This window comes from Planktothrix sp. PLAVEN19ND (assembly GCF_057220675.1).
The window spans coordinates 892,663-917,152 of sequence record NZ_CM170132.1; the positions used below are offsets into that span (position 1 = coordinate 892,663).

At 38.3% G+C, this 24,490-nt stretch carries 20 protein-coding genes; 10 read left to right on the top strand and 10 right to left on the bottom strand.

The window, feature by feature from the left end; all coding sequences use genetic code 11:
- Window positions 1-60: 60 nt before the first annotated feature.
- On the bottom strand, window positions 61-3,732 hold the full coding sequence (bchH, locus tag AC2D3N_RS03940; RefSeq protein WP_484692846.1) for a magnesium chelatase subunit H: 3,672 nt from the start codon (window positions 3,730-3,732) through the stop codon (window positions 61-63).
- A gap of 69 nt (window positions 3,733-3,801) precedes the next feature.
- On the opposite strand from bchH, the gene AC2D3N_RS03945 reads away from it, so the two are divergent.
- On the top strand, window positions 3,802-4,407 hold the full coding sequence (locus AC2D3N_RS03945; protein WP_484692847.1) for a ribonuclease HII: 606 nt from the start codon (window positions 3,802-3,804) through the stop codon (window positions 4,405-4,407).
- A 2-nt stretch (window positions 4,408-4,409) separates the two neighbouring features.
- Here AC2D3N_RS03945 and AC2D3N_RS03950 read toward each other — a convergent pair whose 3' ends face one another.
- The gene (locus AC2D3N_RS03950; RefSeq protein WP_484692848.1) at window positions 4,410-5,378 is read right to left on the bottom strand and encodes an Rpn family recombination-promoting nuclease/putative transposase; all 969 of its coding nucleotides are present in this window, start codon (window positions 5,376-5,378) and stop codon (window positions 4,410-4,412) included.
- 19 nt (window positions 5,379-5,397) lie between these two features.
- The gene (locus AC2D3N_RS03955) at window positions 5,398-5,982 is read right to left on the bottom strand and encodes a DUF1997 domain-containing protein (RefSeq protein ID WP_079677948.1); all 585 of its coding nucleotides are present in this window, start codon (window positions 5,980-5,982) and stop codon (window positions 5,398-5,400) included.
- Window positions 5,983-6,200: 218 nt separating this feature from the next.
- On the opposite strand from AC2D3N_RS03955, the gene pheA reads away from it, so the two are divergent.
- Together pheA and AC2D3N_RS03965 are read left to right on the top strand one after the other, a co-directional pair.
- Complete coding sequence (gene pheA / locus AC2D3N_RS03960) at window positions 6,201-7,043, top strand: prephenate dehydratase (protein WP_079677947.1); 843 nt, start codon at window positions 6,201-6,203, stop codon at window positions 7,041-7,043.
- 93 nt (window positions 7,044-7,136) lie between these two features.
- Window positions 7,137-8,525 carry a hypothetical protein gene (locus AC2D3N_RS03965; protein ID WP_484692849.1) on the top strand — a complete coding sequence of 463 codons (1,389 nt, stop codon included), beginning with the start codon at window positions 7,137-7,139 and terminating at the stop codon, window positions 8,523-8,525.
- Window positions 8,526-8,609: 84 nt separating this feature from the next.
- Here the strand turns inward: AC2D3N_RS03965 and AC2D3N_RS03970 are convergent, their stop codons facing one another.
- From AC2D3N_RS03970 to AC2D3N_RS03985, 4 genes are all read right to left on the bottom strand, one after another.
- A complete protein-coding gene (locus AC2D3N_RS03970; protein ID WP_484692850.1) occupies window positions 8,610-9,653 on the bottom strand; it encodes a hypothetical protein in 1,044 nt (347 codons plus the stop codon).
- A gap of 441 nt (window positions 9,654-10,094) precedes the next feature.
- Window positions 10,095-11,108: a S66 peptidase family protein gene (locus AC2D3N_RS03975; protein WP_484692851.1), complete on the bottom strand. Its 1,014-nt coding sequence runs from the start codon at window positions 11,106-11,108 to the stop codon at window positions 10,095-10,097.
- A gap of 9 nt (window positions 11,109-11,117) precedes the next feature.
- On the bottom strand, window positions 11,118-11,858 hold the full coding sequence (locus tag AC2D3N_RS03980) for an HAD family hydrolase (RefSeq protein WP_484692852.1): 741 nt from the start codon (window positions 11,856-11,858) through the stop codon (window positions 11,118-11,120).
- An 87-nt stretch (window positions 11,859-11,945) separates the two neighbouring features.
- A complete protein-coding gene (locus AC2D3N_RS03985) occupies window positions 11,946-13,775 on the bottom strand; it encodes a CBS domain-containing protein (RefSeq protein WP_079677942.1) in 1,830 nt (609 codons plus the stop codon).
- A 120-nt stretch (window positions 13,776-13,895) separates the two neighbouring features.
- On the opposite strand from AC2D3N_RS03985, the gene AC2D3N_RS03990 reads away from it, so the two are divergent.
- The 4 genes from AC2D3N_RS03990 (at window position 13,896) to gatB (ending at window position 18,346) form a co-directional block, all read left to right on the top strand.
- On the top strand, window positions 13,896-14,549 hold the full coding sequence (locus tag AC2D3N_RS03990; RefSeq protein WP_484692853.1) for a methyltransferase domain-containing protein: 654 nt from the start codon (window positions 13,896-13,898) through the stop codon (window positions 14,547-14,549).
- A gap of 69 nt (window positions 14,550-14,618) precedes the next feature.
- The gene (locus tag AC2D3N_RS03995; RefSeq protein ID WP_484692854.1) at window positions 14,619-15,302 is read left to right on the top strand and encodes a HEAT repeat domain-containing protein; all 684 of its coding nucleotides are present in this window, start codon (window positions 14,619-14,621) and stop codon (window positions 15,300-15,302) included.
- A gap of 126 nt (window positions 15,303-15,428) precedes the next feature.
- Window positions 15,429-16,733: an LCP family protein gene (locus tag AC2D3N_RS04000; RefSeq protein ID WP_079677991.1), complete on the top strand. Its 1,305-nt coding sequence runs from the start codon at window positions 15,429-15,431 to the stop codon at window positions 16,731-16,733.
- A gap of 128 nt (window positions 16,734-16,861) precedes the next feature.
- Window positions 16,862-18,346, top strand: a complete 1,485-nt coding sequence (gene gatB, locus AC2D3N_RS04005) for an Asp-tRNA(Asn)/Glu-tRNA(Gln) amidotransferase subunit GatB (RefSeq protein ID WP_079677940.1) — start codon at window positions 16,862-16,864, stop codon at window positions 18,344-18,346.
- A gap of 236 nt (window positions 18,347-18,582) precedes the next feature.
- Here gatB and AC2D3N_RS04010 read toward each other — a convergent pair whose 3' ends face one another.
- Window positions 18,583-18,834, bottom strand: a complete 252-nt coding sequence (locus tag AC2D3N_RS04010) for a hypothetical protein (RefSeq protein WP_484692855.1) — start codon at window positions 18,832-18,834, stop codon at window positions 18,583-18,585.
- Between the two features lie 162 nt (window positions 18,835-18,996).
- Here AC2D3N_RS04010 and AC2D3N_RS04015 point away from each other — a divergent pair, with 162 nt between their 5' ends.
- The 3 genes from AC2D3N_RS04015 (at window position 18,997) to ilvC (ending at window position 22,140) form a co-directional block, all read left to right on the top strand.
- Window positions 18,997-19,518, top strand: a complete 522-nt coding sequence (locus AC2D3N_RS04015; RefSeq protein ID WP_079677938.1) for a hypothetical protein — start codon at window positions 18,997-18,999, stop codon at window positions 19,516-19,518.
- A 710-nt stretch (window positions 19,519-20,228) separates the two neighbouring features.
- Window positions 20,229-20,987, top strand: a complete 759-nt coding sequence (locus AC2D3N_RS04020; RefSeq protein ID WP_079677937.1) for a CorA family divalent cation transporter — start codon at window positions 20,229-20,231, stop codon at window positions 20,985-20,987.
- Between the two features lie 157 nt (window positions 20,988-21,144).
- Window positions 21,145-22,140 (top strand): ketol-acid reductoisomerase, encoded by a 996-nt coding sequence (gene ilvC / locus AC2D3N_RS04025; RefSeq protein ID WP_079677936.1) that lies wholly within the window; start codon window positions 21,145-21,147, stop codon window positions 22,138-22,140.
- Window positions 22,141-22,393: 253 nt separating this feature from the next.
- Here ilvC and AC2D3N_RS04030 read toward each other — a convergent pair whose 3' ends face one another.
- Complete coding sequence (locus tag AC2D3N_RS04030) at window positions 22,394-22,618, bottom strand: hypothetical protein (RefSeq protein ID WP_079677935.1); 225 nt, start codon at window positions 22,616-22,618, stop codon at window positions 22,394-22,396.
- A 175-nt stretch (window positions 22,619-22,793) separates the two neighbouring features.
- On the bottom strand, window positions 22,794-24,470 hold the full coding sequence (locus AC2D3N_RS04035; protein WP_484692856.1) for an alpha/beta hydrolase: 1,677 nt from the start codon (window positions 24,468-24,470) through the stop codon (window positions 22,794-22,796).
- Window positions 24,471-24,490 lie beyond the last annotated feature (20 nt).

Sequence of the window (24,490 nt, forward strand, 5' to 3'; positions counted from 1 at the left end):
GTACAGGGCAAAAAGGAAGGAACCATAAAGGTACTAAGACACGAAAACGCCCCAGAAAAATTAAAGGGTTACTCCTTCTAAATCTGCTTCGGTTAACTCATACAAAGATTTTAATTTTTCTAATGTTTCCCCATCGGTTTCCCAAAATCCTCGGCCATGGGCTTCTAACATTCGACCGACAATATTACGAAAGGCTTCGGGATTTGCTTGTCTTAATTTAGTTGCCATTTTTTCATCTAAAGCATAGGTTTTAGAGGCTTGATCATAAACCCAATTCTCTTGGAAATTGGTTGTTCCTCCCCAACCCATTAAGGCGGTCATTCGTTGAGAAATTTCATAAGCCCCACCACTTCCTTGATTGACCATGGCTGCTGCCCATTTCGGGTTTAATAATTTTGTCCGATATTCAATTCTTAATAGGTCTTCTAATTGTCGAGGAGTGGTATCTTTAGAAAAACTTTCGACAAAACTGGCTTTAACTTTTTGACCTTTTTGTTTTTCCGCCGCCCGTTTTAATCCGCCCGTATTGGCATAATATTCTTGAATATCCGTTAACCCATATTCTACGGAATCAATTTCTTGAACAACATTATCCATTGTTTTTAACAATTGTGTCATCACTTCCGGTCTAGCTTGTCCTTGATCTTTGCGTCCATAACTAAATACATTCCGTCCTTTCCAAGTATCTGCTAATTCGTCTCCCGATTCCCAATTTCCATCCACAATTTGATCATTAACTAACGATCCAAAATCTCCAGATGGGTTAGAAAATAAACGGGCGGACGGGTTTTCTACTCCTTGCGATCGCAACTTTAAAGTGTGCTTTCTAATAAAGTTTTGTTCCTCCGCTTCTTCCGCATCAGCCGCTCGCACAAATAAATCATCCAATAATTCGATAATATTGGCAAAACTATCTCTAAAAATTCCTGATAAATTGGCTAATATATCAATCCGAGGATGTCCGACTTGTTCTAAAGGTTGTAATTCATACCGCACAATTCGCCCGGTTCCTTCTTTAATTGGTTCGGCTCCCACTAATTCTAAGATAATTCCTAAAGACTCTCCACGAGTTTTAATCGCATCTAAACCCCATAACATCACGGCAACGGTTTCGGGATAATTCCCAGTTTCTGCTAACTGTTGATTAATGATTTTTTGAGCAATTTCTCGTCCTCTCAAATAGGCCGCAGCCGAGGGCATTCTATAGGGATCTAAGGCGTGAATATTACGTCCGGTTGGCAAAACTCCTGGCCCATCTCGCAGTAAATCCCCGCCGGGGGCTGGGGGGATATATTCCCCATTTAATCCTTTTAATAAATTAGTTAATTCATCGGATGTTTGTAATAATAATTCTCGAATTTGAGTCTCAGTTTCCAAGGTCAACTCATTCATGGATTCGGTAGAATAAGCATTCAGATAGGTGGTTAATTCTTCTGCCGTTGGATTTTCTCCAAAGGTATGTAATCCTGATGAAAATAAACGCTGTTCTAAGACTTGTAAATAATCATAAATTTTGATAAAATAGTTATAAATAACTTCGACACTAAATAATCGAGCATTTTCGGTTGTAAAGGCAATTCCTAATTTTTTTCCCTCCTGAAAGGGACAATCTACCTCTAAACCCATATCAACAATTTGCTGACTAATTGATTCCTGAAGGGTAGAATTTTTCTGCGGATCTTCTCGATATTCAGCTATTAATTCCCGTAGAGATACTAATTGTTTATACAGTCCCGCTCGACCATAGGGGGGTACATTATAGGAAATTAATACCCCATAACCTCGACGTTTTGCTAATATTGATTCCGAGGGATTATTAGCTGCATAAAGATATAAATTGGGCAAATTTGCCAATAAAATATCTGACCAAGAATAGCCCGTATTTCCTAATGGTGATCCGGGCAACCATTCCACAGTTCCGTGCATCCCAAAATGAACAATTGCATCAGCTTTAAATTCCTTTTGTAGCCATTGATAAAAAGCTACATATTGGGGATGGGGAGTTAAATCTCTCTCAAACATTAACCGCATGGGGTCACCGGATAAACCTAAAGGCGGTTGCACTCCCACCCAAATATTTCCTAATTGAATTCCACCAATATGATAATCTTCTCCAAAGGTTTTAATTCCGGTTTCTGTTAAGGATTTCCATTGTTTTTTAATCCTACTTCGTTGTAAATATCCTAACCATTTCTCTAATTGATTGACATTCACTTGATTAGAAATAACGGAATTTTCTGCAAAACTAAAGTTCTGTTGAGCTTCTAAGGTTTCATCGGCTATTTTGACCTTTTGAATTAAACTTTCCCCAGTTTCTGGCAACTCCCCAACCGTATATCCTTGAGCTTTTAAGGCTTGTAAAACTTTTAATAAACTCTGGGGTACATTTAATAAAGCGGCGGTTCCTGTGGCTCCATATCCAGGGGGAAATCCATATAAAATAATCGCAACTTTTCGCTTTTCTGGAGGTGTTTTTCGCAGTTTAATCCAACTTTTTACCCGTCCAGTTAAACGTTTAACTCGTTCAGGAATTAAATAAATATTTTCTCCTACTAACCCCCCTAAAGGAACGGTATCAATAGCACCATCGAGTTCTGGTAGGGCATATAAAACTACACTTTGTAGACCGCCAATTCCTTGACGAGTCCAGGATAATAAGTCTTGAATTAGTAGGGGTGCAGCGATAAAATATGGAACGTTTTTTACGGTTAAAATTTGTTTAGCAATTTCCACTTGTCGTCCGGCTTCCATTGATCCGGCTGGCCCTCCAACTAAAGGAAACCCAATGGTAGAAACAATTGCATCAACGGTTACAGCCTCTTTTGATAAGGATAAGGTTTCAATTTTTCCCTGTTCTCGATTGTTAAATTCATCGGTTGTTGTGATCCAATCTCTCACGGCTACATGACCCTCAACACCATTAATAAAAATTGGTAAAGGGATTAATTGATCTTGTTGAAAATAGCGAATTAGTTGGGGGATATAATCTTGTTTAGTAATAACGTGCTTACGATACAGCAATATTCCGACAACGGGATCGTTAACTGCATTTGGATATTGGGTTTTATACCAATCTAAATAGGCTTTTGGTGATTCAAAATAACCGTTATAATCTGGGTGTAATAATCCCATATTAGGGGTTTCTATCGGAGGGGGAATTTCGCCAACGGTTAACCCTAAATAATTAGTAGCAATTGTCCAGAACATCGCCACGACATTTTCTGTGCCTCCGGCATTCCAATACCCATAAATAATTAACCAGTTACGCAGGTCTTGAACTTTTTGAACGGGAATAAATTTTAATAATTTCGGGCCTGTTTTGAGAAAACTAATATAACCTGCCAGTTTATCTTCTTCTTTGCCACTAGAAAATTTACTGAGAATAAATTGTACAGGTTTGGGCATTCCTTTGGGTTTATCCCCAATTTTAAACGCTCCAATTTGAGTTAAACTCATTAATTCTAAAGCGGATTCAAAAACTAACCGAATCGGAATATTTTGTACCCGCTCTCGTAACCATAATACTTGATCATAATCAAATAATAAACTAGCAAAAAAAACATCGGCATTTTTTATGGCCATGGCGACAGTATCCGGTTGATCAGAAATCGCGCGATCGCTAAACACACAAATCTCTAATTCTGGACAACGAGCGCTGGCTAACTGGGCGGCTATGCGATATAACTCAGCATTAAAAGACTCAAACCCAGCAATTAAAACAATCTTTTTCATAAACTCTATTTTTAAACGATTCGTTTTAATCTATTATTGATAATTATAGCAATTCTAAATTAAAATTAAATGACAGAATATCAGGCTCTAACTTCTATTTTAATTGCGGGAGTGGATGAAGTAGGTCGGGGGGCTTTATTTGGCCCTGTGGTGGCGGCGGCGGTAATTTTGTCGGAGGATGGTATGGCTCAATTAACCAGCGCTGGAGTTAAAGATAGTAAAAAATTAACTCCAGGGATTCGTTCTCGGTTAGCGATTGAAATTAAAGCGATCGCCATTGATTGTAAAATCGGTTGGGCGTCCGTTAAAGAAATTGATCGCTTTAATATTTTACAAGCGACATTATTAGCCATGAAACGGGCAATTTTAAGGTTAAATCCTCAACCCGAACTCTGTTTAATTGACGGAAATCAGAAGATTCCACAATTATTAATTCCACAACAAACTATCATTAAAGGAGATAGTACATCTATTGCAATTGCAGCCGCTAGTATTATCGCAAAAGTTTGGCGAGATCAATTAATCACTCGTTTAGCTAAAAAATATCCTGAATATGATTTAAAACAAAACAAAGGTTACGGAACCGCAAAACACCGTCAAGCGATCCAAGATTATGGTATTACTTGCCAACATCGTCAATCGTTTGGTTGTTGTCAATTATCCCTACCTTTATAAAATTAGGAACAATTTTCAGCTAACCAATTTAACAAATCTGACTCCGTTTCAAAATCCAATAAAGCTTCCCCTAGTTGTTCAACTAGTTCAATCGGAAGACCGCGGATTTGTTCTGAAATTTCGGGGTTAATTGTTCCTAAACGACGACTTAGCAAACGCAAAATGAACGTTATTTCTCGTCGTAACCCCTGTTCAATTCCCTGTTCAATTCCCTGTTCAATTCCCTGTTCAATTCCCTGTTCCATCCAACTTGTAACAATTTCCATAAATCTTTCCTCCTGAATTAATCCTAAGCGATTGAGTTCTTCGGTAAAAACGACTTCTTCGCTAGAATTTAAGCGCAAATAGGAGTCGATAAACCCCGAAATTAATTGATTTCTGGCTGGATCTAACCGTAACGTTACTAACAAGCGTAAACACTCCGCTTTAACTTGGGGTCGATCCTGGGGTTCTATTCTCATTTTAGCCATTAATGCAGCCGCCACTGGATTTTGCTGACGTAAAAAATCCCGCCAGTTTAAACGATTCAGTTGGATCGCTGCATAGCTAAATTCTAATACCTTCCGGTCGGGAAATTCAACTTGATAGTTATTGGGTTCCAGACGTTGGGGGGTATCGAAAGAAAATAGTGCAATCGGATAAACCGGAAGTGCATATTTTTCGTCTAGTCTAGCAAAATAATGGAACATCCGCCGGGCAAAATCCGCTTGAGCGTAGGATTGAGTTTCGGTATGGATGAGGAAAAAACTTTCCTGTTCTCGAAATCTAACTTTTGCTAATAGATCGACCTCTCGACGATTCCCCGATGTAATATCAATAAATACTTCCTGGGGTAAAAAGGTAATAGAGGATTGATCAATATAGGGAATTAAATCAGGAAAAAATAATTCTAAAAATTCCCAAAAAAACGTCGATAGCAATTCTTTAAATAATCGATCATGTTCAATTACCCGTTCTGAATTTTCAGTCATTTTAATCCTGATTTAACCCCTAACATTCAGCACTTGAAACTTGAATAACAGATTGGGGCTGTGGAGCCACATCCCCTAATTGTTCAGCAGACCAATGGGAATAATCCGATAATAAATTATGAACTAATCGGTGTCTAACCGTCATTAACACACTCTTTAATAATCCGTTTCCTGTTGTTTCCAAAATTGGTTGGGGTGTTAACCATAATGGCGGGGGAAGTTCCACTTTAACTTTTAAATCAGATTGACCTTTTAAATAGGTAATTCCTTGCAATTCAACCGGATATAATTTTCCGACTAAATTTAAGGAAAACCGTTGATTAATATATTCAATTCCACGAATTTCGCATCCGACAGATTTTAAGTTTAGGGTGCCATCGGACTGTATCCACAGTTTCAAGTCTACCGTTGGTTGTAAACTAAACATCATAAACTGCAAAGGACGCATTTTTAGGCGGTAAATGTCCTCTGCTAAGGCATCTAAACGGGTCGGATCAACTAGCGCCTTGACCAAGCGTTTCGGTTGACGCAGATAATGGTGAATTAAATTTGGCTCTGGTACAGCCATTTCAACTGTTTGGGAGGCTTGAAAGTGGGTATACATATAGAAAGTTATAAAAGTCTACTAATTTTAACTTATCTTAATATAATTTAAGAGTTATTCAAACTATTTTCATCAATCAAGAGTCACCGATCAAGAATAATGGCGTGTATTCCCTAAAAAATAGGTAGTCGCTTGATCATAATGGTAAGGTTGATGAGAATAATATAAATAATTGTAACGTCCCTTTCTATCCATTTATTATTTACGGAACTAAAATTATGACTGTTTCTATTGCCCATCTTGGCCCATCGGGAACTTATGCAGAGGCCGCAGCCCTAGCTTATGCTCAATATCTCACCCAAAAAACCGGGGAAGAAGCAATGTTATGCCCATGTTCAAGTATTAGTCAAACTTTATGGACAGTTGCCAAAGGGGATGCCAATATTGGGGTAGTTCCTGTTGAAAATTCCATTGAAGGAAGTGTTACTATGACCCTAGATACATTGTGGCAAATTGGCTGTCTTCAAATTCAACAGGCGTTAATCCTTCCTATTAGCCATGCGTTAATTTCTCAAGCTAAAAATTTTGCTAAGATTCAAGTGGTTTATTCCCATCCGCAAGCCCTAGCTCAGTGTCAAGGATGGTTAGAAAAACACCTTTGTGATGTGCCATTAATTTCTAAAAATTCAACCACAGAAGCCCTACAATCAGTTAGAGATGAAACGGATTCAGCCGCGATCGCATCTTTAAGAGCAGCAGAACTCTATCAATTACCTGTTCTCGCCCATCCTATTAATGATTATCCCGATAATTGTACAAAATTTTTGGTAGTAAGTCTACAACCTTCAGGATCGGGAAAATATACCTCTTTAGGCTTTAGTGTTCCAGCAAATGTTCCGGGAGCATTAGCAAAACCTTTAGCAATTTTTGCCGATAGAGGAATTAATTTAAGCCGAATTGAATCCCGTCCTAGTAAGCGCTCATTGGGAGATTATCTATTTTTTATGGATTTAGAAGCGGATAGTCATGAACCCTCGGTACAATTAGCTTTAGCGGAATTAAAAACCTTTACAGAAACCTTGAAAGTTTTTGGCAGTTACACCCTATTAAATCTGGATTAATTTGAATTAATTCGGAAAATTAATAATTAGTCTTGTAGGATGGGTAAGAATTACTCCGGTTTTTTACCCACTCTACTAATTTTCAAAGATTCTATGAATATTTTTTTTGGCAGTATTCCCAGTATTCCTGATTTGACCCATCCTAATGAATTAATGGAATTGGGATCAATAGTGATTAAAATCCTGATGAAATTGGCTATTTTTTTAATAGCAATTGGTGTAATATTATCCCTAATTAACTGGTCGATGAAAAAACCGGGGGATTCTATTTCTATTCCTGCTATTAAAACAGCCTTAGAACAATATCTGAAATGGATGCAAACTTTACCGCATTTAATTCTAATTGTTCTGGTAATTACCAGTGGATTTTTTCTCTGTTCTACCTTGGCTAATCGCTATCATAATTGGGAACAACAACGTATTACTCAAATTGCCACCACCGTTGCTGGAGAACGTTTAGAACAAACAGCACCTAAAATTCGCTATGAAATTGAAGAACCTTTTACCGATTATAAATATATTGAGGGTAAAACTATTGAAATTAAAAGTACCAGGATTGTACCCCGTTGGATGACTTTATCTGGATCAAAAATCCAGGTTAAAATCAATCAAACTACCAGTCCCGAAACCAAACAATGGATTTATAGTGTTGATTTTGTGGGAGAATATCAAGTAAAAAATCAACTCAAAGGTATCTCAGACTTTTTCTTTGAAGTTCCCCCACCTTACGGTTATTTATTATTACAAGATTTCCAAGTCGAACAAAATGGAAAATCCTTAGTACAAGTCAACCCGGGAGATTATGGATTTCCGTTTAAATTACCTCCTGGGGAAACTACAAATTTCAAGGTGACTTATCAAGCTCAAGGTGCCCCCCGTTGGGTTTATCAACCTGGAGAGCAATTATTATCAAATTTTAGCTTAAATGTTTTAGCTAATTTTCCCGATGCAGAATTTGCCGGGGCAGTGCCAACCATCACCAAAGAAGGCGGGGAAAATCGACAACTTTCTTGGATTTATGAAGGCAATATTTCCGTTAAAAATCCATTAGGAATATTTACCGCCACCGCTCCGATTCGTAATACAGGTGTGATCCCGCGATTATTATTATTAGCTCCAGCTATCTTTTTGTGGTGGATCATTTTACTATATCTGTCTTTACCCTTAACCTTGGGAGATGTTGCGATTGTCGCCGGACTATTTTTTGCCTGTTTATTAACCCTAACCTATAGCAGTCGTTTGATTGATGCAAAACTCGCTTGGACAGTAATTTCTCCAGTATTATTATTAGCAGTTTGGGGATTAGGGAAAAACCGTCAAGCCTCTTGGGTCGCAATTATTTGTACAATTTCTGGGGGAATATTACCAATATTTGGTTTATTAGTTCCCTATAGTGGGATCACGTTAAGTGTAGCTGGGTTGTTATCAGGAATTTGGTTAGCCTTTCAACATTGGTATGAATTAGGAAAGTGGAAATCCTAACTGTTAAATAAGGAACCGGGTTTTTCACTATTATCTATGGGCTAAAATCAAAAATTAATTCTTTAAAAAACCCGGTTTTTGTGATTATACAGATTGCACAACCTGATCAGAAAATATTTCTGATAATACTTGAAGATAGGGAGAAAAGACGGCAAAATTTTGAGGAAGTAACCGATTTTCCAATGCCTCTGACAGGGCATCTAACATATCCTGAATTAATTTCCAACTAATATGGAGTCGAGGATATAAAATCACACACATGGGAAATAATTCTCGTTGGATGGGACGTAAACTATTCTCTAAGACGCACCAGCAAAGATAAATTTGAAATAACTCAATATCACGGGTACTCGAATATTGCAGGATATGATTTTTGACATTTCCGCTGATACTGCAATACCCAGGGTTTAAGTGATGTACTGTGTGGTAAACCTGATGGGCAACGGTGGTCAGGATGGGGAGTAATTGTTGAACCGCAATTAAGGCTGGAGAATCCGATAAATGTTTTCCAGCTAAATCATTAACTTCCCCCAGGGGAGAATATAAATAATCCTCCAAAGTTTTGAAGTAGAGAAAGAAAACTGTTCGTTCTTTCATCGACATCCACTCTAACAACATTCGACCCATATAGTGGAATTGCAACTGGACTAAAACCAACATTAAGGGTTCAGTTTGGGAGTATTTGCGACGCAGTTTTACGGTTTCTCTCCCTAGAGAAACTGACAAACGAAAGGGGTATTCATATTGAGCAAAAACTTCTAAGGCTTGATGATATAAATTACACACATCTTGAATCAGTGTGTCTGTGTCCTGTAAACATAGTTTATTCACCGGATAACGATTCCAGTCAATCCCTAAAATAGTTCCTACTTTATTCCAAGCCAGGGTTCCCAACAGGCTTATATTTTTCATTAACTCTGCCACAGTGCGGGAACGATCCTGATCAAATTCGGTAACATCAACTTCATGATTTTCTAAGAAGAAATGATGGGGAGTCCGGGGATGATGAGCAGCTGCTTTAGCATAATATTTCTGCGCCCATTGAACCGCCATCCGTGTCATTTCAGTTCGATCAACGGAACTACTAGGTACGGCATTCAGTTGTTCTTGAGACTGGGAGAACATCATAAAAGTTCGCTTCCTTGAAATATAGGTTCATTAGAGGATTTAGGAATAGATTAGCAAAAGCAGAATTGCGAGAATTGTAATTAACTAAATTCTACGGTTTACAGTCTGGCTTAAGTGTAGTCAACTTAAACCACAATGTCTGCCAATTTTTATAAAGAATTTCTATACTTTTTTGAAAGATTTTAAATTTATTAAATTTTTACTAAAAATCTAGTATTTTAAAATACAAAACTTATTATATTGTTGAGAAAATTTAACCTCCGTTTAAGAAACCGATCGCTTTTCGATACAAGTATTCACAATTTCGAGCAAAAAGCGAACAAAAGAAACGACATAGGTAACAAAACTCATCAAAATTTGAAATTTGTCGTGATTCGGGAAAATTCTTAATTTTAATTCTAACGCAAATAATGTAAAAATTAATACGTCTTTATTTTTATTTTATTTGTAGATTACAGCATTTTCAAGCATTGCGATGCTTCCTTGACTGGTATTAATTTTTACTGGTACTCCCAAAGGAACTGTAAATTGATCTCGAATATGGCCGATCATTGAACCATACCAAGCTGGAATTTCTAACGGTTGAATGAGATCAGTTAATACTTGCAATAAGGTTAAAGAGGGTTCATTTCCCTCGCCTTTAGTGCAGGCGGTACATTGACTAAAAATAAACCCGGAAATTTGATCTAAAATTCCAGCTAGTTTTAAATGGGTTAACATTCGATCAACTCGGTAAATATCCTCGCCGACATCCTCCACAAATAGGATTGTATTCTGCCAATTTGGTAAATATTTAGAACCGACTAAAGCGGATAAAACTGATAAATTTCCTCCGATTAACCTCCCTTGGGCTTGACCGGGATAAATTGTTTCAACCCGAACATTATTGGTATTTTTAAAGGTTACAGCTTGTCCTTCAAATAGGACTTTTTTTAGCCAACTGACCGAATAGGGATTCCAGACGGAAGTTCCTAATAATCCATGAAAGGTAACTAATCCGGTTTGACTATATAATCCTAATAATAAAGCGGTAATATCACTATAACCTAGAAAAATTTTAGGGTTTTTGCGAATTAAATCATAATCTAATAAGGGTAAAATTCGACCACTTCCCCAACCACCACCCGTCGCAATAATTCCCTTTATATTAGGGTCAGCAAACATTTGATTAATGTCTGATACCCGTTGTTGATCGGTTCCGGCTAAATAGCCATATTCACTCATAACATGGGGGGCAACTTTAACCGCTAGTTCCTGTTGTCCTAATTGCAGTTGAATCCACTTTAAATGTTCTTTTAAAATCGGGCTGGCGGGAGTCACTAACCCAACCATGTCTCCGGGTTTTAAAGCGTTCGGTTTCAGTAAGCTTTGAACTGATGAAGATTGAGCCAGAATAGGAAACTGAGTAGCCATTCCGGTTAAGGTTAACCCGGTTAAAAAATTACGACGATTCATAATCAGTTATCAGTTATCTGAATTGAGAATTTGATCGATTAATTCTTTAACCCCTGATCCTCGGCTATTTTTCGTGACCCAATTAACCCTTTCTTTGACTTGGGGTAAGGCATTAGCAACGGCTACGGAATAACCACAATCTGCTAAAAAATCACAATCATTTTCCGCATCCCCAACCCCTACAATTTTATCAGGGGATAGGTTTATGAATTCAGCAAGAGCCTTTAACCCAGAGGCTTTATTAATCCCTTCGGGTAGGATCATCACGGCTCCTTTATTGGCAATAATTTTAAGATTAACCCCTAACTCTTGAATGGTTTTTTGGGTGATTTCCAAATAGGCTTCCCAAGTGGCAATAATTACTCGTCCAACCCCTAATGTTTCTAAGGCTTGGGTTTGAACAATTCGGGAAAATTCCTCGGGAATGGCTTGGTTTTGTAATTGTTGTTGTTTTTGGTGAATGCGATCGCGCAGGCAGCTTATAAACGCTTCAGAAGGGCGCTTCGCTAATATTTTTTCTACTTGAGTCGAGGGTTGATATAAAACCGCCCCATTTTCTGCAATCACCCAATCAAACCGATGAATTACGGAAACATGATCGATAAGATTATCCAGTTGTCTCCCCGTAATTAAGATTAACTTTCTCCCCGACTCCCGCCATAATTCTAAGGATTTTGAGGTGGAATCCTCGACCCTACCATCCGTTGCTAAAGTTCCATCAAAATCCGTTGCTAAAGCTAAATATTTCATAGGGATCAAAAATAAAAATTTTCGGTGTTGCTGTGTCTAAATTTAATCATACATGATGATCATACCCCGTTTTTAATCAGCAGTCACTTAACGGGGAAATTCAATCGTAAAAGTGGTGAGATTCTGGCTACTTTCCACTTGAATTGTCCCGTTTAATTGTTCCACCAACTTTTGAACCAAAGCTAATCCTAACCCCGTTCCTCCCTGTTTCCAGGGGTCTGAATTCGGAACTCGATAAAATTTCTCAAAAATGCGGGGAAGTTCTTGTTCAGGAATTTCGGCTGGGTTGCGAATCACAATTTGTAAGGGGTCAGAAATGGGGGGAGAGGGTAAAGAAACATTCTGTGTCTTCGTTTTACGTTTGTTTTTAGTTGTCGAAGTTAATTCTAGCCAATTAGATAAAGAACGATAATGAATGCCTAAGAAAATTTCTCCTCCATTGGGAGTGTATTTACAGGCATTATTTAACAATTCTGCTATAATTCTTTCTAAACTATTCGGGTGAGTTTTAATCGATTGTAAATTAGGATAATACTGGACATTTAGCACTTGACTCCGTTCTTTAGTGCGAGAGTAAAAGGGATTAATAATATTAGGAAACCATTCTAATAAATCTAAATTTTCCAGGGGAATAGGTGTGGCGGAAGATTCCAAACGTTGTAAATCTAATAAATCATTAATTAAATTAGTTTCTCGCATACATTCAGATTCTAATATTTCTAAATATTTTTTACCTCGCTCTGAATCGGGGACAATTTTTAACATATGAATTGCCATTTTCATATTAGCTAAGGGGGTGCGGAGTTCATGGGAAACCGTACTCAAAAAATCATCCTTGAGAATATTTAACTGTTGCAGTTCTTCCACCTTAGAAGTGCGTTCTTGAACTTGTCTTTCTAGTTCAGCATTCCGGCTTTTTAACAATTCTAATTTTTCCGTTTGCAATTGATGAACCGATTGTTGGAGTTGTTTAACCACTCGATACATTTCCGTCGGGTCAAGCATTCTTAATAAACTAACCTGTGTAATAATTCCTAATAACTCCCCTTCATCTCCACAAACAATCAGTCGTTGTACCTGTTGTTTTTGCATTTCTTGATGTGCCATCCACAGAGAATCATTGATTTTCAAAGAAAAGGACAGATTTCTCATTACCGTTGTTGCAAAAGTTGTGGCTAAATCTAATTCTAAAAATTGCGCCTCTACAATATCTTGTTCTGTTACTAATCCAATGGGGGTTAATTTTTTCTGAGTTCCAGCTTGAAAAATCACTACATAACTCGCTTGATGGGCGGTCATCATTTGGGCTAAACTTAATACGGATGTTGTGACTGGAGCCGTAATCACTTGGGTGATCATTTCATCTCCAACTCGTCGTAATCTTAAAATATTAGCAGGTTGTAAAACACGACGAATTCGTTCTGGGGTAATCACTCCCACTAATTGACCTCGAATATCTAAAACGGGTAAATGTAAAATTTGATATTGCCGAAATAGGGATAAAGCTGTAAAAATGTCTTGATCATCTGATTCTGTTAAACTAACAGAAATTGGAGACATAATTTCAGCGGCTCTGATTATATTAAGAGTTTTTTTTCTGGCAGGATCTGAAATTTCTGTTGCTATTAACTTAACAATATCCCGTTCGGTGATAATTCCTAAAACCGAAGCCGTGTGAGGTTGTTCATCGGGAAGTACAGGAATAATTTTTTCTGAGTCTTGAGCAATGACTAAAACACAGCTTGCCTGGGATTCTTCCACTAAAGAACTACCGGAATTTAAAAGACAATGATTTTGAGATTGACCCAGTATTTTAATCACGTCTGCCAAACAAGTTTCTGGTGTTATAATAAATGGATTCCGATCAATGGCTTGTTCTAAAGCAGATGAATAGCGCACAGATTGGTAAAATTCCATAACAATACTCTAAAAGGGTTTGTGGGAAGAAACACAAGATTTTTAACCTTAGAAACTTAACAGGAGAGGAGGTTATTAAATCTCTAATCAGTTTAACTCCATTCAAAAATACAGATAATTATGATTATATCAGTTAATGAAAGAAAATTTTGGGAAGAACGCTATCAAGGAGGAAACACAGGCTGGGACTTAGGAGAACCCGCCCCGCCATTTGTGAAGTTTTTGCAATCTTCTGAGGCTCCACCTCCCGGAAAAACGGCGATTTTAGGCTGTGGACGGGGTTATGATGCCCTCTTATTTGCTAGTTATGGGTTTCAGGTAATTGGGTTTGATTTTGTGGATTCTGCGATTAAAGACGCATTAGAATATCAACAATTATTCATCAATAAATCGTTAATTTTAAAGGGAGCAGGAAAATATTTACCCACTTCGGCGCAATTTTTACAACAGGATATTTTTGACTTACCCCAGGAGTTTTTAGGACAGTTTGATTATGTCATTGAACATACTTGTTTCTGTGCGATTTCCCCAGATAAACGCGCTGATTATGTAGACTTAGTGGAGTCAATTCTGAAACCCGATGGGCAATTATTCGGGTTGTTTTTTACCCATTCCCTTGCCGGAGGGCCACCTTTTGGGATCACCCCGGCGGAAATTCGACGGTATTTTCAAGGGAAATTTCAGATTCTTTCCCTGCATCTGGTAAATGAATCAACACCTAAACGTCAAGGGGAAGAACATTGGGGACATTTTGCGGTTGATCAAAAACTCTAACAATTCGTTCTGCAAATTTTTTCTAATTTGACTATAATAAGTAAAGATTTAGCCAAACCTGATTTACAAATGAGTCAACCATTAGATTTAGAAAATATTGCCGATCAGCTAGATAGCAAAAATTTACGAGATCGTCTATTAGCCTTAGCTTCTTTGCGAAATGTTCCGCCAAAGGATGCGGTTCCTTTAATTAAAAAAGTGCTAGATGATGAAAGTTTACAAGTCCGTTCTATGGCGATTTTTGCCCTGGGAATTAAACCAACAGAAGAATGCTATTTTCTGTTGGTGAAACTATTAGAAACTGACCCGGATTATGGGGTGAGAGCCGATGCCGCAGGAGCCCTGGGATATCTGGGAGATATTCGAGCATTTGAAGCTTTAGTTAGAGCTTTTTATGAGGATACAGATTGGCTGGTTAGATTTAGTGCGGCGGTCTCCCTGGGAAACCTAAAAGATATTCGCGCCCGGGATGTTTTATTGGCTGCATTAGATAGTGATGAAGTGATTTTACATCAAGCTGCAATTGCTGCGATCGGAGAAATTAAAGATGTTGAATCTGTTGATAAAATTCTGCGATTTGCTCAAGCTGAAGATTGGTTAGTTCGGCAACGATTAGCCGAAGCCCTGGGGAATTTAGTCACACCTAAAAGCCTTTCTGCTTTAAATTATTTAGCCAAAGATCATCATTCCCACGTGGCTGAATCCGCTAAAATTTCTATAGAGCGGCTACAGGAAGCGGGATTAAAACTTTAAGGATTTGATCAACAGGGAATGGAGAATATCAAAGATGATTCAATCGTATTGACAAATGAACCCTACTGTTAGACGATGGATTTTCAGTTTATATGTTCAAATCAAAAGTTATCGTTAAATCAGCCTATGACTTCTCCATTCCCTTCTCGAAAAAAGCCTAAAGTTCTCCAATTATTTTTTTTCAGTTTTGTGGTTTTATTTCTGGCTAGTACCTCGGCAATTCTAGGGGCAATGACAGCCCTATTGGCTCCCGAAAAATTTGATTTTACTGAGCCAGAATCCAATATTTTAGATGGGCTATGGCAACATCGGTTTAAATATAGTTTATCTCGTCCAGTTAATATTTTGGTTTTGGGAATTGATGGCAATCCAAATAGTTCTTCCTCATCCCCCGATCTGTTTAAAGGTCGCAGTGATACGGTGTTATTTGTAAATTTTCAACCCCAAGACAAATCCGTGAGTCTGTTATCAATACCCCGGGATACTCAAGTTCAAATTCCGGGTTATGGTACGGGAAAAATTAATGAAGCTAATTATTGGGGTGGCCCTAAATTAGCAAAAGAAGTGATTCAAAATATTTTAAATAAAGTTGAAGTTAACCGTTATATTCGGGTTAGTAGCGGTGCATTTCGAGAATTAGTTAATTTTTTAGGAGGAGTAGATGTTTATATTCCTCAACCCATGTCCTATCAAGATAAAAGTCAACAATTAAAAATTGATTTAGCTCCCGGTTGGCAAACAATTAATGGCGAACAAGCGGATCAATTTGTGCGGTTTCGGGGGGATGGTTATGGAGATTTAGGTCGGGTACAGCGTCAACAAGCGTTAATGGAAGCAATTTTAGTTCGACTTAAAGATCCGACGGTTTTACCTCGTGTTCCTGAAATTATTCGGATTATGCAAAAATATATTGATACTAATTTAAACTTTGAGGAAATTTTAACCTTAGTTAATTTTGGTTTGAATCTGGAACCTCAGAATTTTAAAATGGTAATGTTACCTGGGAGTTCTAGTTCTGAGAATAATTTTGGGAGTAGTTATTGGTTAATTGATGAACGGGGACGCGATCGAGTCATGTATCAATACTTTCGCTTAGATTCAACCGGATATACCTTAAAAAGTGCCTACGAACCCTCTGCTTATGAAACTTTATCCAAGGATTTAAAAATTGCAATTCAAAATGTTTCTAGTAATCCCAAATCCGCCGAGAAAATGCTCAATTTTTTAGCCGATAAAGGATTTAGTCAAGTTTATTTAGCTCCGATTGAATCCACTCAACAACTGAAGACCCAAATCATTGTTCAAGGAGGAGATTTGGGCGCGGCTAAACTAATGCAAAAAACCCTAGGTTTAGGTGAGCTTAAATCATCCTCAACGGGGGAAATTGGCTCGGATTTAACTATTAGAGTCGGAGAAGATTGGATCAATTGATTAATGCTCTAGGAATTTGGTATTCTCACCTAATTCGGGATTGGCAAATCCTAGGATAAAATATGACAATCTATCGAAAATTACTATACAATAGAGAGTAGTTGTTAAGAAAATTCCGATGGATGTCTATGACTACTACTGCACCTGTTAAAACTGATTACGAAGCGATTATTGGGTTAGAAACCCATTGTCAATTGAACACCGAAACCAAGATTTTCTCCAATTCTTCGACGAAATTTGGAGCCGATCCTAATATGAATATTGATCCCATTTGTATGGGACTACCTGGTGTGCTACCTGTATTAAATGAAAAAGTTTTAGAATATGCGGTAAAAGCCGGGTTAGCCCTAAATTGTGAAATTGCCCCTTACAGTAAATTTGATCGCAAACAATATTTTTATCCTGATTTGCCCAAAAATTATCAAATTTCTCAATATGATTTACCCATTGCCATCAAGGGTCATTTAGAAATAGAAATCGTCGATGAAGATGGCAGTGCAACTCGTAAAACTATTGGGATTACTCGCTTACATATTGAAGAAGATGCGGGAAAATTAGTTCATGGTGGCAGTGATCGTCTTTCCGGTTCCACCTATTCTATGGTGGATTATAACCGGGCTGGAATTGCTTTAGCTGAAATTGTTTCTGAACCTGATATTCGTTCAGGACAAGAAGCAGCCGAATATGCCCAAGAAGTACGTCGAATTGTGCGTTATTTGGGCGTAAGTGATGGCAATATGCAGGAAGGTTCTCTGCGATGTGATGTGAATATTTCTGTGCGTCCGGTGGGACAAAAAGAGTTCGGAACTAAAGTTGAAATCAAAAATATGAACTCTTTTAGTGCTATCCAACGGGCGATTGATCATGAAATCGAACGGCAAATTAAGGCAATTGAAACCGGGGAAGAAATTGTTCAAGAAACCCGTTTATGGGAAGAAGGAAGTCAACGCACAATTAGTATGCGGAAAAAAGAAGGATCAAGCGATTATCGCTATTTTCCTGAACCCGATCTTCCCCCAATTCAAGTATCTGCTGAACAATTAAAAACCTGGAAATCTCAATTACCTGAACTCCCGGCAGAAAAACGCCATCGCTATGAATCAGAATTAGGATTATCACCCTATGATACCCGGGTATTAACGGATGATCACCCTATTTCTAAATATTTTGAAGCCACAATTGCCGCTGGAGCTAATATTAAACAAGCGGTAAATTGGATTATGGGTGATATTACTGCCCATATAAAAAATGAAAAATGTAGTGTTACTGAAGTCGCTTTAAAACCGGAAGGATTAGCGGAGTTAATTGCTTTAATTGAAGCGGGAACTATTAGTGGTAAAATTGCTAAGGATTTATTACCCGAACTCTTAACCCAAGGTGGATCTCCTAAAGCATTAGTTGAAGCAAAAGGATTAATTCAATTATCCGATCCTAAAGCACTAGCAGAAATTATTGATCAAGTTTTGCTAGAAAATCCCAAGGAATTAGAGCAATATCACGCGGGGAAAACCAAACTCCAAGGATTTTTTGTCGGTCAAATTATGAAAAAAACTGGAGGACGGGCTGACCCTAAACTCACAAATCAACTCTTAGGAGAAAAACTCAAAAAATAAGGAATTTCTAAAGGTTGGGTTAACACGGAGTTACCCGAATTCCCCAAGATCAAAAGGAGGTTTAAACCTATGACAAACTATGAACGCGATCGCTTTTACTGGCGAATGGGTTTTCTTTTAATTTTTTCTTTCTTAGCTTGGGGAATATTCCTAATTATTCCTTATCCTTAAAAGGATAAAAATTTTTCTCAATAGGTTGGGTTTAGAGATGATCAAACCCAACCTTGATTTTAGGATTAATCAGATTTAGGACTGAAAAATAATTGATTAACTTTACTAATCACCCAACTCAAAATCGCCCCGCCCATTAAAATTCCGATCGCAGGAGTAAATACAGGTTCCCAAAGTTTATACCATAAATCCAACCCCAGATTAACTTTAAAAGAATGGCCTAAAACCGCAACGACTAACCAAAAAAAACTAAATAATACAAAAAAAACATTTGCCACTAAAACTAGATTCAACCATTTAATCAATTGTTCTTTCATAGTTCAGACTCAATAAAAATCATATCAATCTATTTGATCTTGATTATATTTTAAGGGTTAGCGGGATTTTTTTGCAAATATTAATTCAAAATTTGTAGACAAACTTAACCTAATCTTTGTTACAATGGAATATAGCAGTTATAGTAGGCAGTCTGTGTTAATATGGTTCGCTACACCCTAGCTCAAAGTCCCGAAATCGTTCTTACCGTCCGTGGCAAAGATTCATCTCAAGCCAGGGAGAAAGCGATGGACAAACTTATGGAATTGATGGATACGGGTAAACTACCAACGGAATTGGAAGAAGGCTTTAGTCCCCAACAGTTCATAGAAGTTAAAGAGCCCGATGATAGTCCCTTGGAAGAAGAAGATGCTATTTCCGAAGCTGTGCAAATTCTGAGTAATTTGGCTTCTTTGAAATTGAAGGTGATGGAATCAAAAGAAGAAGCCTTAAAAGTCCGAGAATCTATTGATATTTTGTTCACAGATCAATCTGTGACGGTGGAAGAAATAACCGAGTTAAAAGACGGCTTTAAGGTGTTAAAAAATTTCGCAGTTTCTAATCTTAGATATCGAGAAGCTAGGGGCAAAGCAGAAGAAGCCAGAGCCGTTTTAGATGAAGCCTTAAAATCTTCCGAACCCGAACCCAAACCAGATAATCCCCACGGGAAAAAAGATAAAAAATAACTTTAAAATAGGGAATGGGGAATAGGCAATGGGCAATGGTGATGAATTTTTCGGGTATTTTAATAAGAGCAGTAATCATTATTCCCTCTTTTCCTAAAACCCATTACCTATCAAGGATTTAAAAATAACTTTAAAATAGGGAATGGGGAATAGGCAATGGGCAATGGTGATGAATTTTTCGAGTATTTTAATAAGAGTAGTAATCATTATTCCCTCTTTTCCTAAAACCCATTACCTATCAAGGATTTAAAAATAACTTTAAAATAGGTAATGGGGAATAGGCAATGGGCAATGGTGATGAATTTTTCGAGTATTTTAATAAGAGTAGTAATCATTATTCCCTCTTTTCCTAAAACCCATTACCTATCAAGGATTTAAAAATAACTTTAAAATAGGGAATGGGGAATAGGCAATGGGCAATGGTGATGAATTTTTCGAGTATTTTAATAAGAGTAGTAATCATTATTCCCTCTTTTCCTAAAACCCATTACCTATCAAGGATTTAAAAATAACTTTAAAATAGGTAATGGGGAATAGGCAATGGGCAATGGTGATGAATTTTTCGAGTATTTTAATAAGAGTAGTAATCATTATTCCCTCTTTTCCTAAAACCCATTACCTATCAAGGATTTAAGAGGATTACGCAGATTAAAATCCGTGAAATCCGTGAAATCCTCTTAAATCCGTGATCCCCATTACCTCTTTTCCTTATGAAATTACCCCTGACTTGGAATCTTCCCGTCACAATTTCCGATCGCTTGGGTCAAAAAAGTTTTGGCAAGCAACGGGCAATAATAGCGGAAGATAATCTATTATTAGTATTACATAAAGCTCCAGAACCTGGAGATCGCGAGCGAGATGCCGTATTATTTTGGCGAAAACCCGATGGTCGTTGGGAATGTAGTAAAGGCGGTGTGGCACTGCAACAATTAACCAATCATATTAAAGAGTATAATTCAGCCGAAGAAGAATTAAATCAATTCTATAAAATTGCTAAAACTGCCGAAGATTATTTTACACTCTTAGAAGCGATTACCCCTCTACAGTTAGCAATAGAAAACCTGCACGCTACCTTACAAACTGCGAGAGAAGCCATCCCTCAAGATCGAGATCTAATTGATTTAAGAGATGGAGCTTATGAAATTGAACGCACCTTAGACATCCTTTATATTAACACAAAAAATGCCTTGGATTTCAAAGTTGCTAAAGAAACAGAAGCCTCCACTAAAGCCGCCCATCGGCTTAATACTTTAGCCTCAATTTTCTTTCCCTTGACGGCAATTTCCTGTGTATTTGGCATGAACTTAACCAGTGGTCTGGAATCCCAATCTATCCTAATATTTTGGATTATTTTTTTAGCCGGAATCTGGTTAGGATTAGTCGTCAGACAATGGGTGCTGACCGGAACAATTTCTAAATTAAGTTTTAGCAAATTAGCAATAGATTTAAAACGAGGATTGTCAGATTAGACAGATTTATGCAGACCAACCCATAACCCCATGTTGCCCATAGCCCATGGACTATTCCCCATCCCCTATTATTTAACTTGTCAGCGCCAGGATTAGTTTTAATGATATGATGGAAGTTTTGTATACACACCCAATCAGCACTTGAAGGAGAAGCCAAATGGCTCGAATGTATTATGATGCCGATGCCAATTTAGATATTTTGGCGGGCAAAACTATTGCAATTATTGGTTATGGCTCCCAAGGTCATGCCCATGCCCTGAATTTAAAAGATAGTGGCGTGAATGTGATTGTCGGGCTATATCCTGGCAGTAAATCAGCACACAAAGCCAAAGACGCAGGTTTAGTAGTGCATAGTGTGGAAGACGCAGCAAAAGCTGCTGATTTCATTATGATTCTTCTGCCTGATGAAGTGCAAAAAACCGTTTATAAAAATGAAATTGAGCCCTATTTAACTGAAGGCAAAACCTTAGCGTTTGCCCATGGATTTAATATTCACTTTGGTCAAGTTGTCCCCCCCTCTAATGTCGATGTGGTGATGGTCGCCCCCAAAGGCCCAGGGCATTTAGTCCGTCGCACCTACGAACAGGGCCAAGGAGTTCCCGCCTTATTTGCGGTGTATCAAGATGCCTCTGGACAAGCCCGCGACCGGGCAATGGCCTATGCTAAAGGCATTGGTGGCACTCGTGGTGGTGTTTTAGAAACCACATTCCGCGAAGAAACCGAAACTGACCTATTTGGTGAACAGGCGGTTTTATGTGGCGGTTTAAGTGCTCTAATTAAGGCCGGATTTGAAACCTTAGTTGAAGCAGGTTATCAACCAGAATTGGCTTATTTTGAATGTTTACACGAAGTTAAATTAATTGTAGATTTAGTCGTGGAAGGCGGTTTAGCCAAAATGCGCGATAGTATTTCTAATACGGCCGAATATGGAGATTATACCCGCGGCCCTCGGATTGTAACCGACGAAACCCGCGCCGAAATGCGGAAAATTCTCAGTGAAATTCAGTCCGGCCAATTTGCTAGAGATTTTGTCCTAGAAAATCAAGCTGGAAAACCAGGTTTCATCGCCATGCGTCGTCAAGAAGCCGAACATCCCATCGAAGAAGTCGGCAAAGATTTACGCGCTATGTTTAGCTGGATGAAGAAGGATTAGAGAAGGGGGAGGGGAGTAGGAGCAGGGGAGCAGGGGGAGCAGGGGGAGCAGGGGGAGCAGGGGGAGCAGGGGGAGCAGGGGGAGCAGGGGAGCAGGGGAGCAGGGGGAGCAGGGGGAGCAGGGGGAGTAATGATTCCTAACTCCTAACTCCTAACTCCTAACTCCTAACTCCTAACTCCTAACTCCTAACTCCTCATTAATAGAATTACTCTAAATCCTTCCCTCCCCTGCCTCCCCTGCTCCCCCTGCCTCCCTATTTTACTGGCTGACCCTTATCAAGTTTTTCAATTTCTTTCTCCCGTTGTTCGTTAGTATCTTTAGGTTTTAACCATTTAGGCCATAAACTAACAACAAACGCACGGCTGGTCTTGCTCGCTTCTCTGGCGGGTTTGGGTAAAAATTTGAATGTATCGCCCGAGGAAATAAACAAAACAACCAAGGCGACGGCGCCCCAGCCTAGAATTTTTTTAGGAGTCATAAGCGATTTTTAAGATAGGGATATTTATGGGATTTTATTTAAATCAGATTTGAAAGGTTTGTACATCTCAATAAGTCAACATCAAGAAATCCCTTCGTTGTTGCTGCTAAAGCCCTAACAAGAGTGCGCCGCATCGCAACAACGAAGTTTTTTAACTTAATTACAATTATACCCATTAATACTGAGTTTTTAATAAGTCTTCAATAAAAACTTGAGTTTCCGGGGGAATATCAGTAATTAAACGTACGGGAAAAGCAGGAGTTGAGATATATCGATAATATTCTGGAGTGAGAAATATCTTATATTTTTCGGCTTCGGGAGTCAGTTGGGCGGCGGTGGCTAAAACAATAGCTTTAGCGTAATTCTTAACATCTTGTGAGGCATTTCCCACGATTTCACCACCGGAAATGGGAGTCACAGGAATCCAGCTTTGATCCCCAATAGTTCCGGGATCTCTAACGCTTAAATGGGTGGCTCCTAAAATCCCTAATAATAATTTTTCGGTTTTAATTTGGGGAAAAATAGCAATTTGTTCAGGTAAAGCGGGAGTCACTTTATCAGATGATTGGGTGAGAATTAAAGTAGGAACTTGAACTTGATTTAATCCTGTTTTTCCGAATATAACCGAAGCGGTGGGGGAAAATGCGATCGCCCGTTTAATTCGTGGATCACTAAATCTATAGCGATCTTTAGGAAGTTCTGCGGCTAAACATTGGGTAGCTTTTCCTAAACTAAAGGTAATAAAACTCTGATCACAATTTTTCCTTAATTGATCAATTTGGAACTCGCCTCCAGCTAAAGCTAAGGCCGTTGCTCCGCCAAAGGAGTATCCAAAGACTAAAGTATTATTGGTATTAAATTTACCTTTAAATCTGGGATCATTTATATTTAGTTTTTCTAATTCATTCAAGGTAAAAATCAAATCTTGGGGACGTTCGATAATTTCCGTGGGAGATAAAAACAAATTCTTATCCACAAAAGTCGCGTTACTCCCGGGGTGTTCAGGAACAATAACCGTATAGCCATGGGAGGCTAAATGTTCCATTAAATATCGTAATTCTTGATAATCGGAACCTCGACCATGGGAATAAAGAATTAAGGGTTTATCGGGTGTGGCGGTTGAGGAGGAATAAATATAAACGGGAATATTGCGATTACGTTGTTTGTCCAGCAATTCTAGGCGAGTAATTTCCACTTTCCCTGGCCCGGGTTGACTCGGATCAAAAGGAATTGATGGAGCTTGAGATCCTTCATGGGTGAGTTTAGGTAAGACTTCTAAAAGCAAGCGTTGAGTTTGCCAAAATCCTTGATTTAATCGTGTTAAAACCCCAAAGGCTCGGGGAAGATTAATCTCAATAGTCGGCAAAGGATAGTTTTCTAAAAAATTAATAACGGATAGGCCTTGTTCAGATTTAGCTGAAGACAGAATAGCTGTTTTAATCGCGGTTCCGCCTTGGGATTTATCCGCAGAAATAATCGTATCAATATCGGTTAACAGTCTAGTTCCCACCTGACTATTAACAATTTCTTCAACGGTTTCATTTTTAATTTTAATTTTAATGTTTAACGCTCCTAAAGCCTGTTGCTTTTGTTCGGGCTTTAAAAAGCTAAAATAACCTAATAACCCCACGGGAACTTTCCCCGTTTCTGCAAATTCTTTTAAGTCTTTGACGGAAACCGTTGCATAAACAAATCCCTGTCTAATTACAACGGATTCCGCCGCCCGACTGGGAAGGGTAAACGGAGGAAAACCACTTAAAATAGTAGTTGTGAAAAGACTCAGGGGAAATAACCATTGTTTCCACTGGCGTTTGGTGGGCTGCGCAGAAGCAGAAAGGGGAATTTGAACCATAATCTAAGATCGAGGTTAAA

Excerpts from the sequence above, each read along its gene's own strand:
- bchH (WP_484692846.1), bottom strand. The coding sequence starts at position 3,732 with ATGAAAAAGATTGTTTTAATTGCTGGGTTTGAGTCTTTTAATGCTGAG.
- AC2D3N_RS03945 (WP_484692847.1), top strand. The coding sequence starts at position 3,802 with ATGACAGAATATCAGGCTCTAACTTCTATTTTAATTGCGGGAGTGGAT.
- AC2D3N_RS03950 (WP_484692848.1), bottom strand. The coding sequence starts at position 5,378 with ATGACTGAAAATTCAGAACGGGTAATTGAACATGATCGATTATTTAAA.
- AC2D3N_RS03955 (WP_079677948.1), bottom strand. The coding sequence starts at position 5,982 with ATGTATACCCACTTTCAAGCCTCCCAAACAGTTGAAATGGCTGTACCA.
- pheA (WP_079677947.1), top strand. The coding sequence starts at position 6,201 with ATGACTGTTTCTATTGCCCATCTTGGCCCATCGGGAACTTATGCAGAG.
- AC2D3N_RS03965 (WP_484692849.1), top strand. The coding sequence starts at position 7,137 with ATGAATATTTTTTTTGGCAGTATTCCCAGTATTCCTGATTTGACCCAT.
- AC2D3N_RS03970 (WP_484692850.1), bottom strand. The coding sequence starts at position 9,653 with ATGATGTTCTCCCAGTCTCAAGAACAACTGAATGCCGTACCTAGTAGT.
- AC2D3N_RS03975 (WP_484692851.1), bottom strand. The coding sequence starts at position 11,108 with ATGAATCGTCGTAATTTTTTAACCGGGTTAACCTTAACCGGAATGGCT.
- AC2D3N_RS03980 (WP_484692852.1), bottom strand. The coding sequence starts at position 11,858 with ATGAAATATTTAGCTTTAGCAACGGATTTTGATGGAACTTTAGCAACG.
- AC2D3N_RS03985 (WP_079677942.1), bottom strand. The coding sequence starts at position 13,775 with ATGGAATTTTACCAATCTGTGCGCTATTCATCTGCTTTAGAACAAGCC.
- AC2D3N_RS03990 (WP_484692853.1), top strand. The coding sequence starts at position 13,896 with ATGATTATATCAGTTAATGAAAGAAAATTTTGGGAAGAACGCTATCAA.
- AC2D3N_RS03995 (WP_484692854.1), top strand. The coding sequence starts at position 14,619 with ATGAGTCAACCATTAGATTTAGAAAATATTGCCGATCAGCTAGATAGC.
- AC2D3N_RS04000 (WP_079677991.1), top strand. The coding sequence starts at position 15,429 with ATGACTTCTCCATTCCCTTCTCGAAAAAAGCCTAAAGTTCTCCAATTA.
- gatB (WP_079677940.1), top strand. The coding sequence starts at position 16,862 with ATGACTACTACTGCACCTGTTAAAACTGATTACGAAGCGATTATTGGG.
- AC2D3N_RS04010 (WP_484692855.1), bottom strand. The coding sequence starts at position 18,834 with ATGAAAGAACAATTGATTAAATGGTTGAATCTAGTTTTAGTGGCAAAT.
- AC2D3N_RS04015 (WP_079677938.1), top strand. The coding sequence starts at position 18,997 with ATGGTTCGCTACACCCTAGCTCAAAGTCCCGAAATCGTTCTTACCGTC.
- AC2D3N_RS04020 (WP_079677937.1), top strand. The coding sequence starts at position 20,229 with ATGAAATTACCCCTGACTTGGAATCTTCCCGTCACAATTTCCGATCGC.
- ilvC (WP_079677936.1), top strand. The coding sequence starts at position 21,145 with ATGGCTCGAATGTATTATGATGCCGATGCCAATTTAGATATTTTGGCG.
- AC2D3N_RS04030 (WP_079677935.1), bottom strand. The coding sequence starts at position 22,618 with ATGACTCCTAAAAAAATTCTAGGCTGGGGCGCCGTCGCCTTGGTTGTT.
- AC2D3N_RS04035 (WP_484692856.1), bottom strand. The coding sequence starts at position 24,470 with ATGGTTCAAATTCCCCTTTCTGCTTCTGCGCAGCCCACCAAACGCCAG.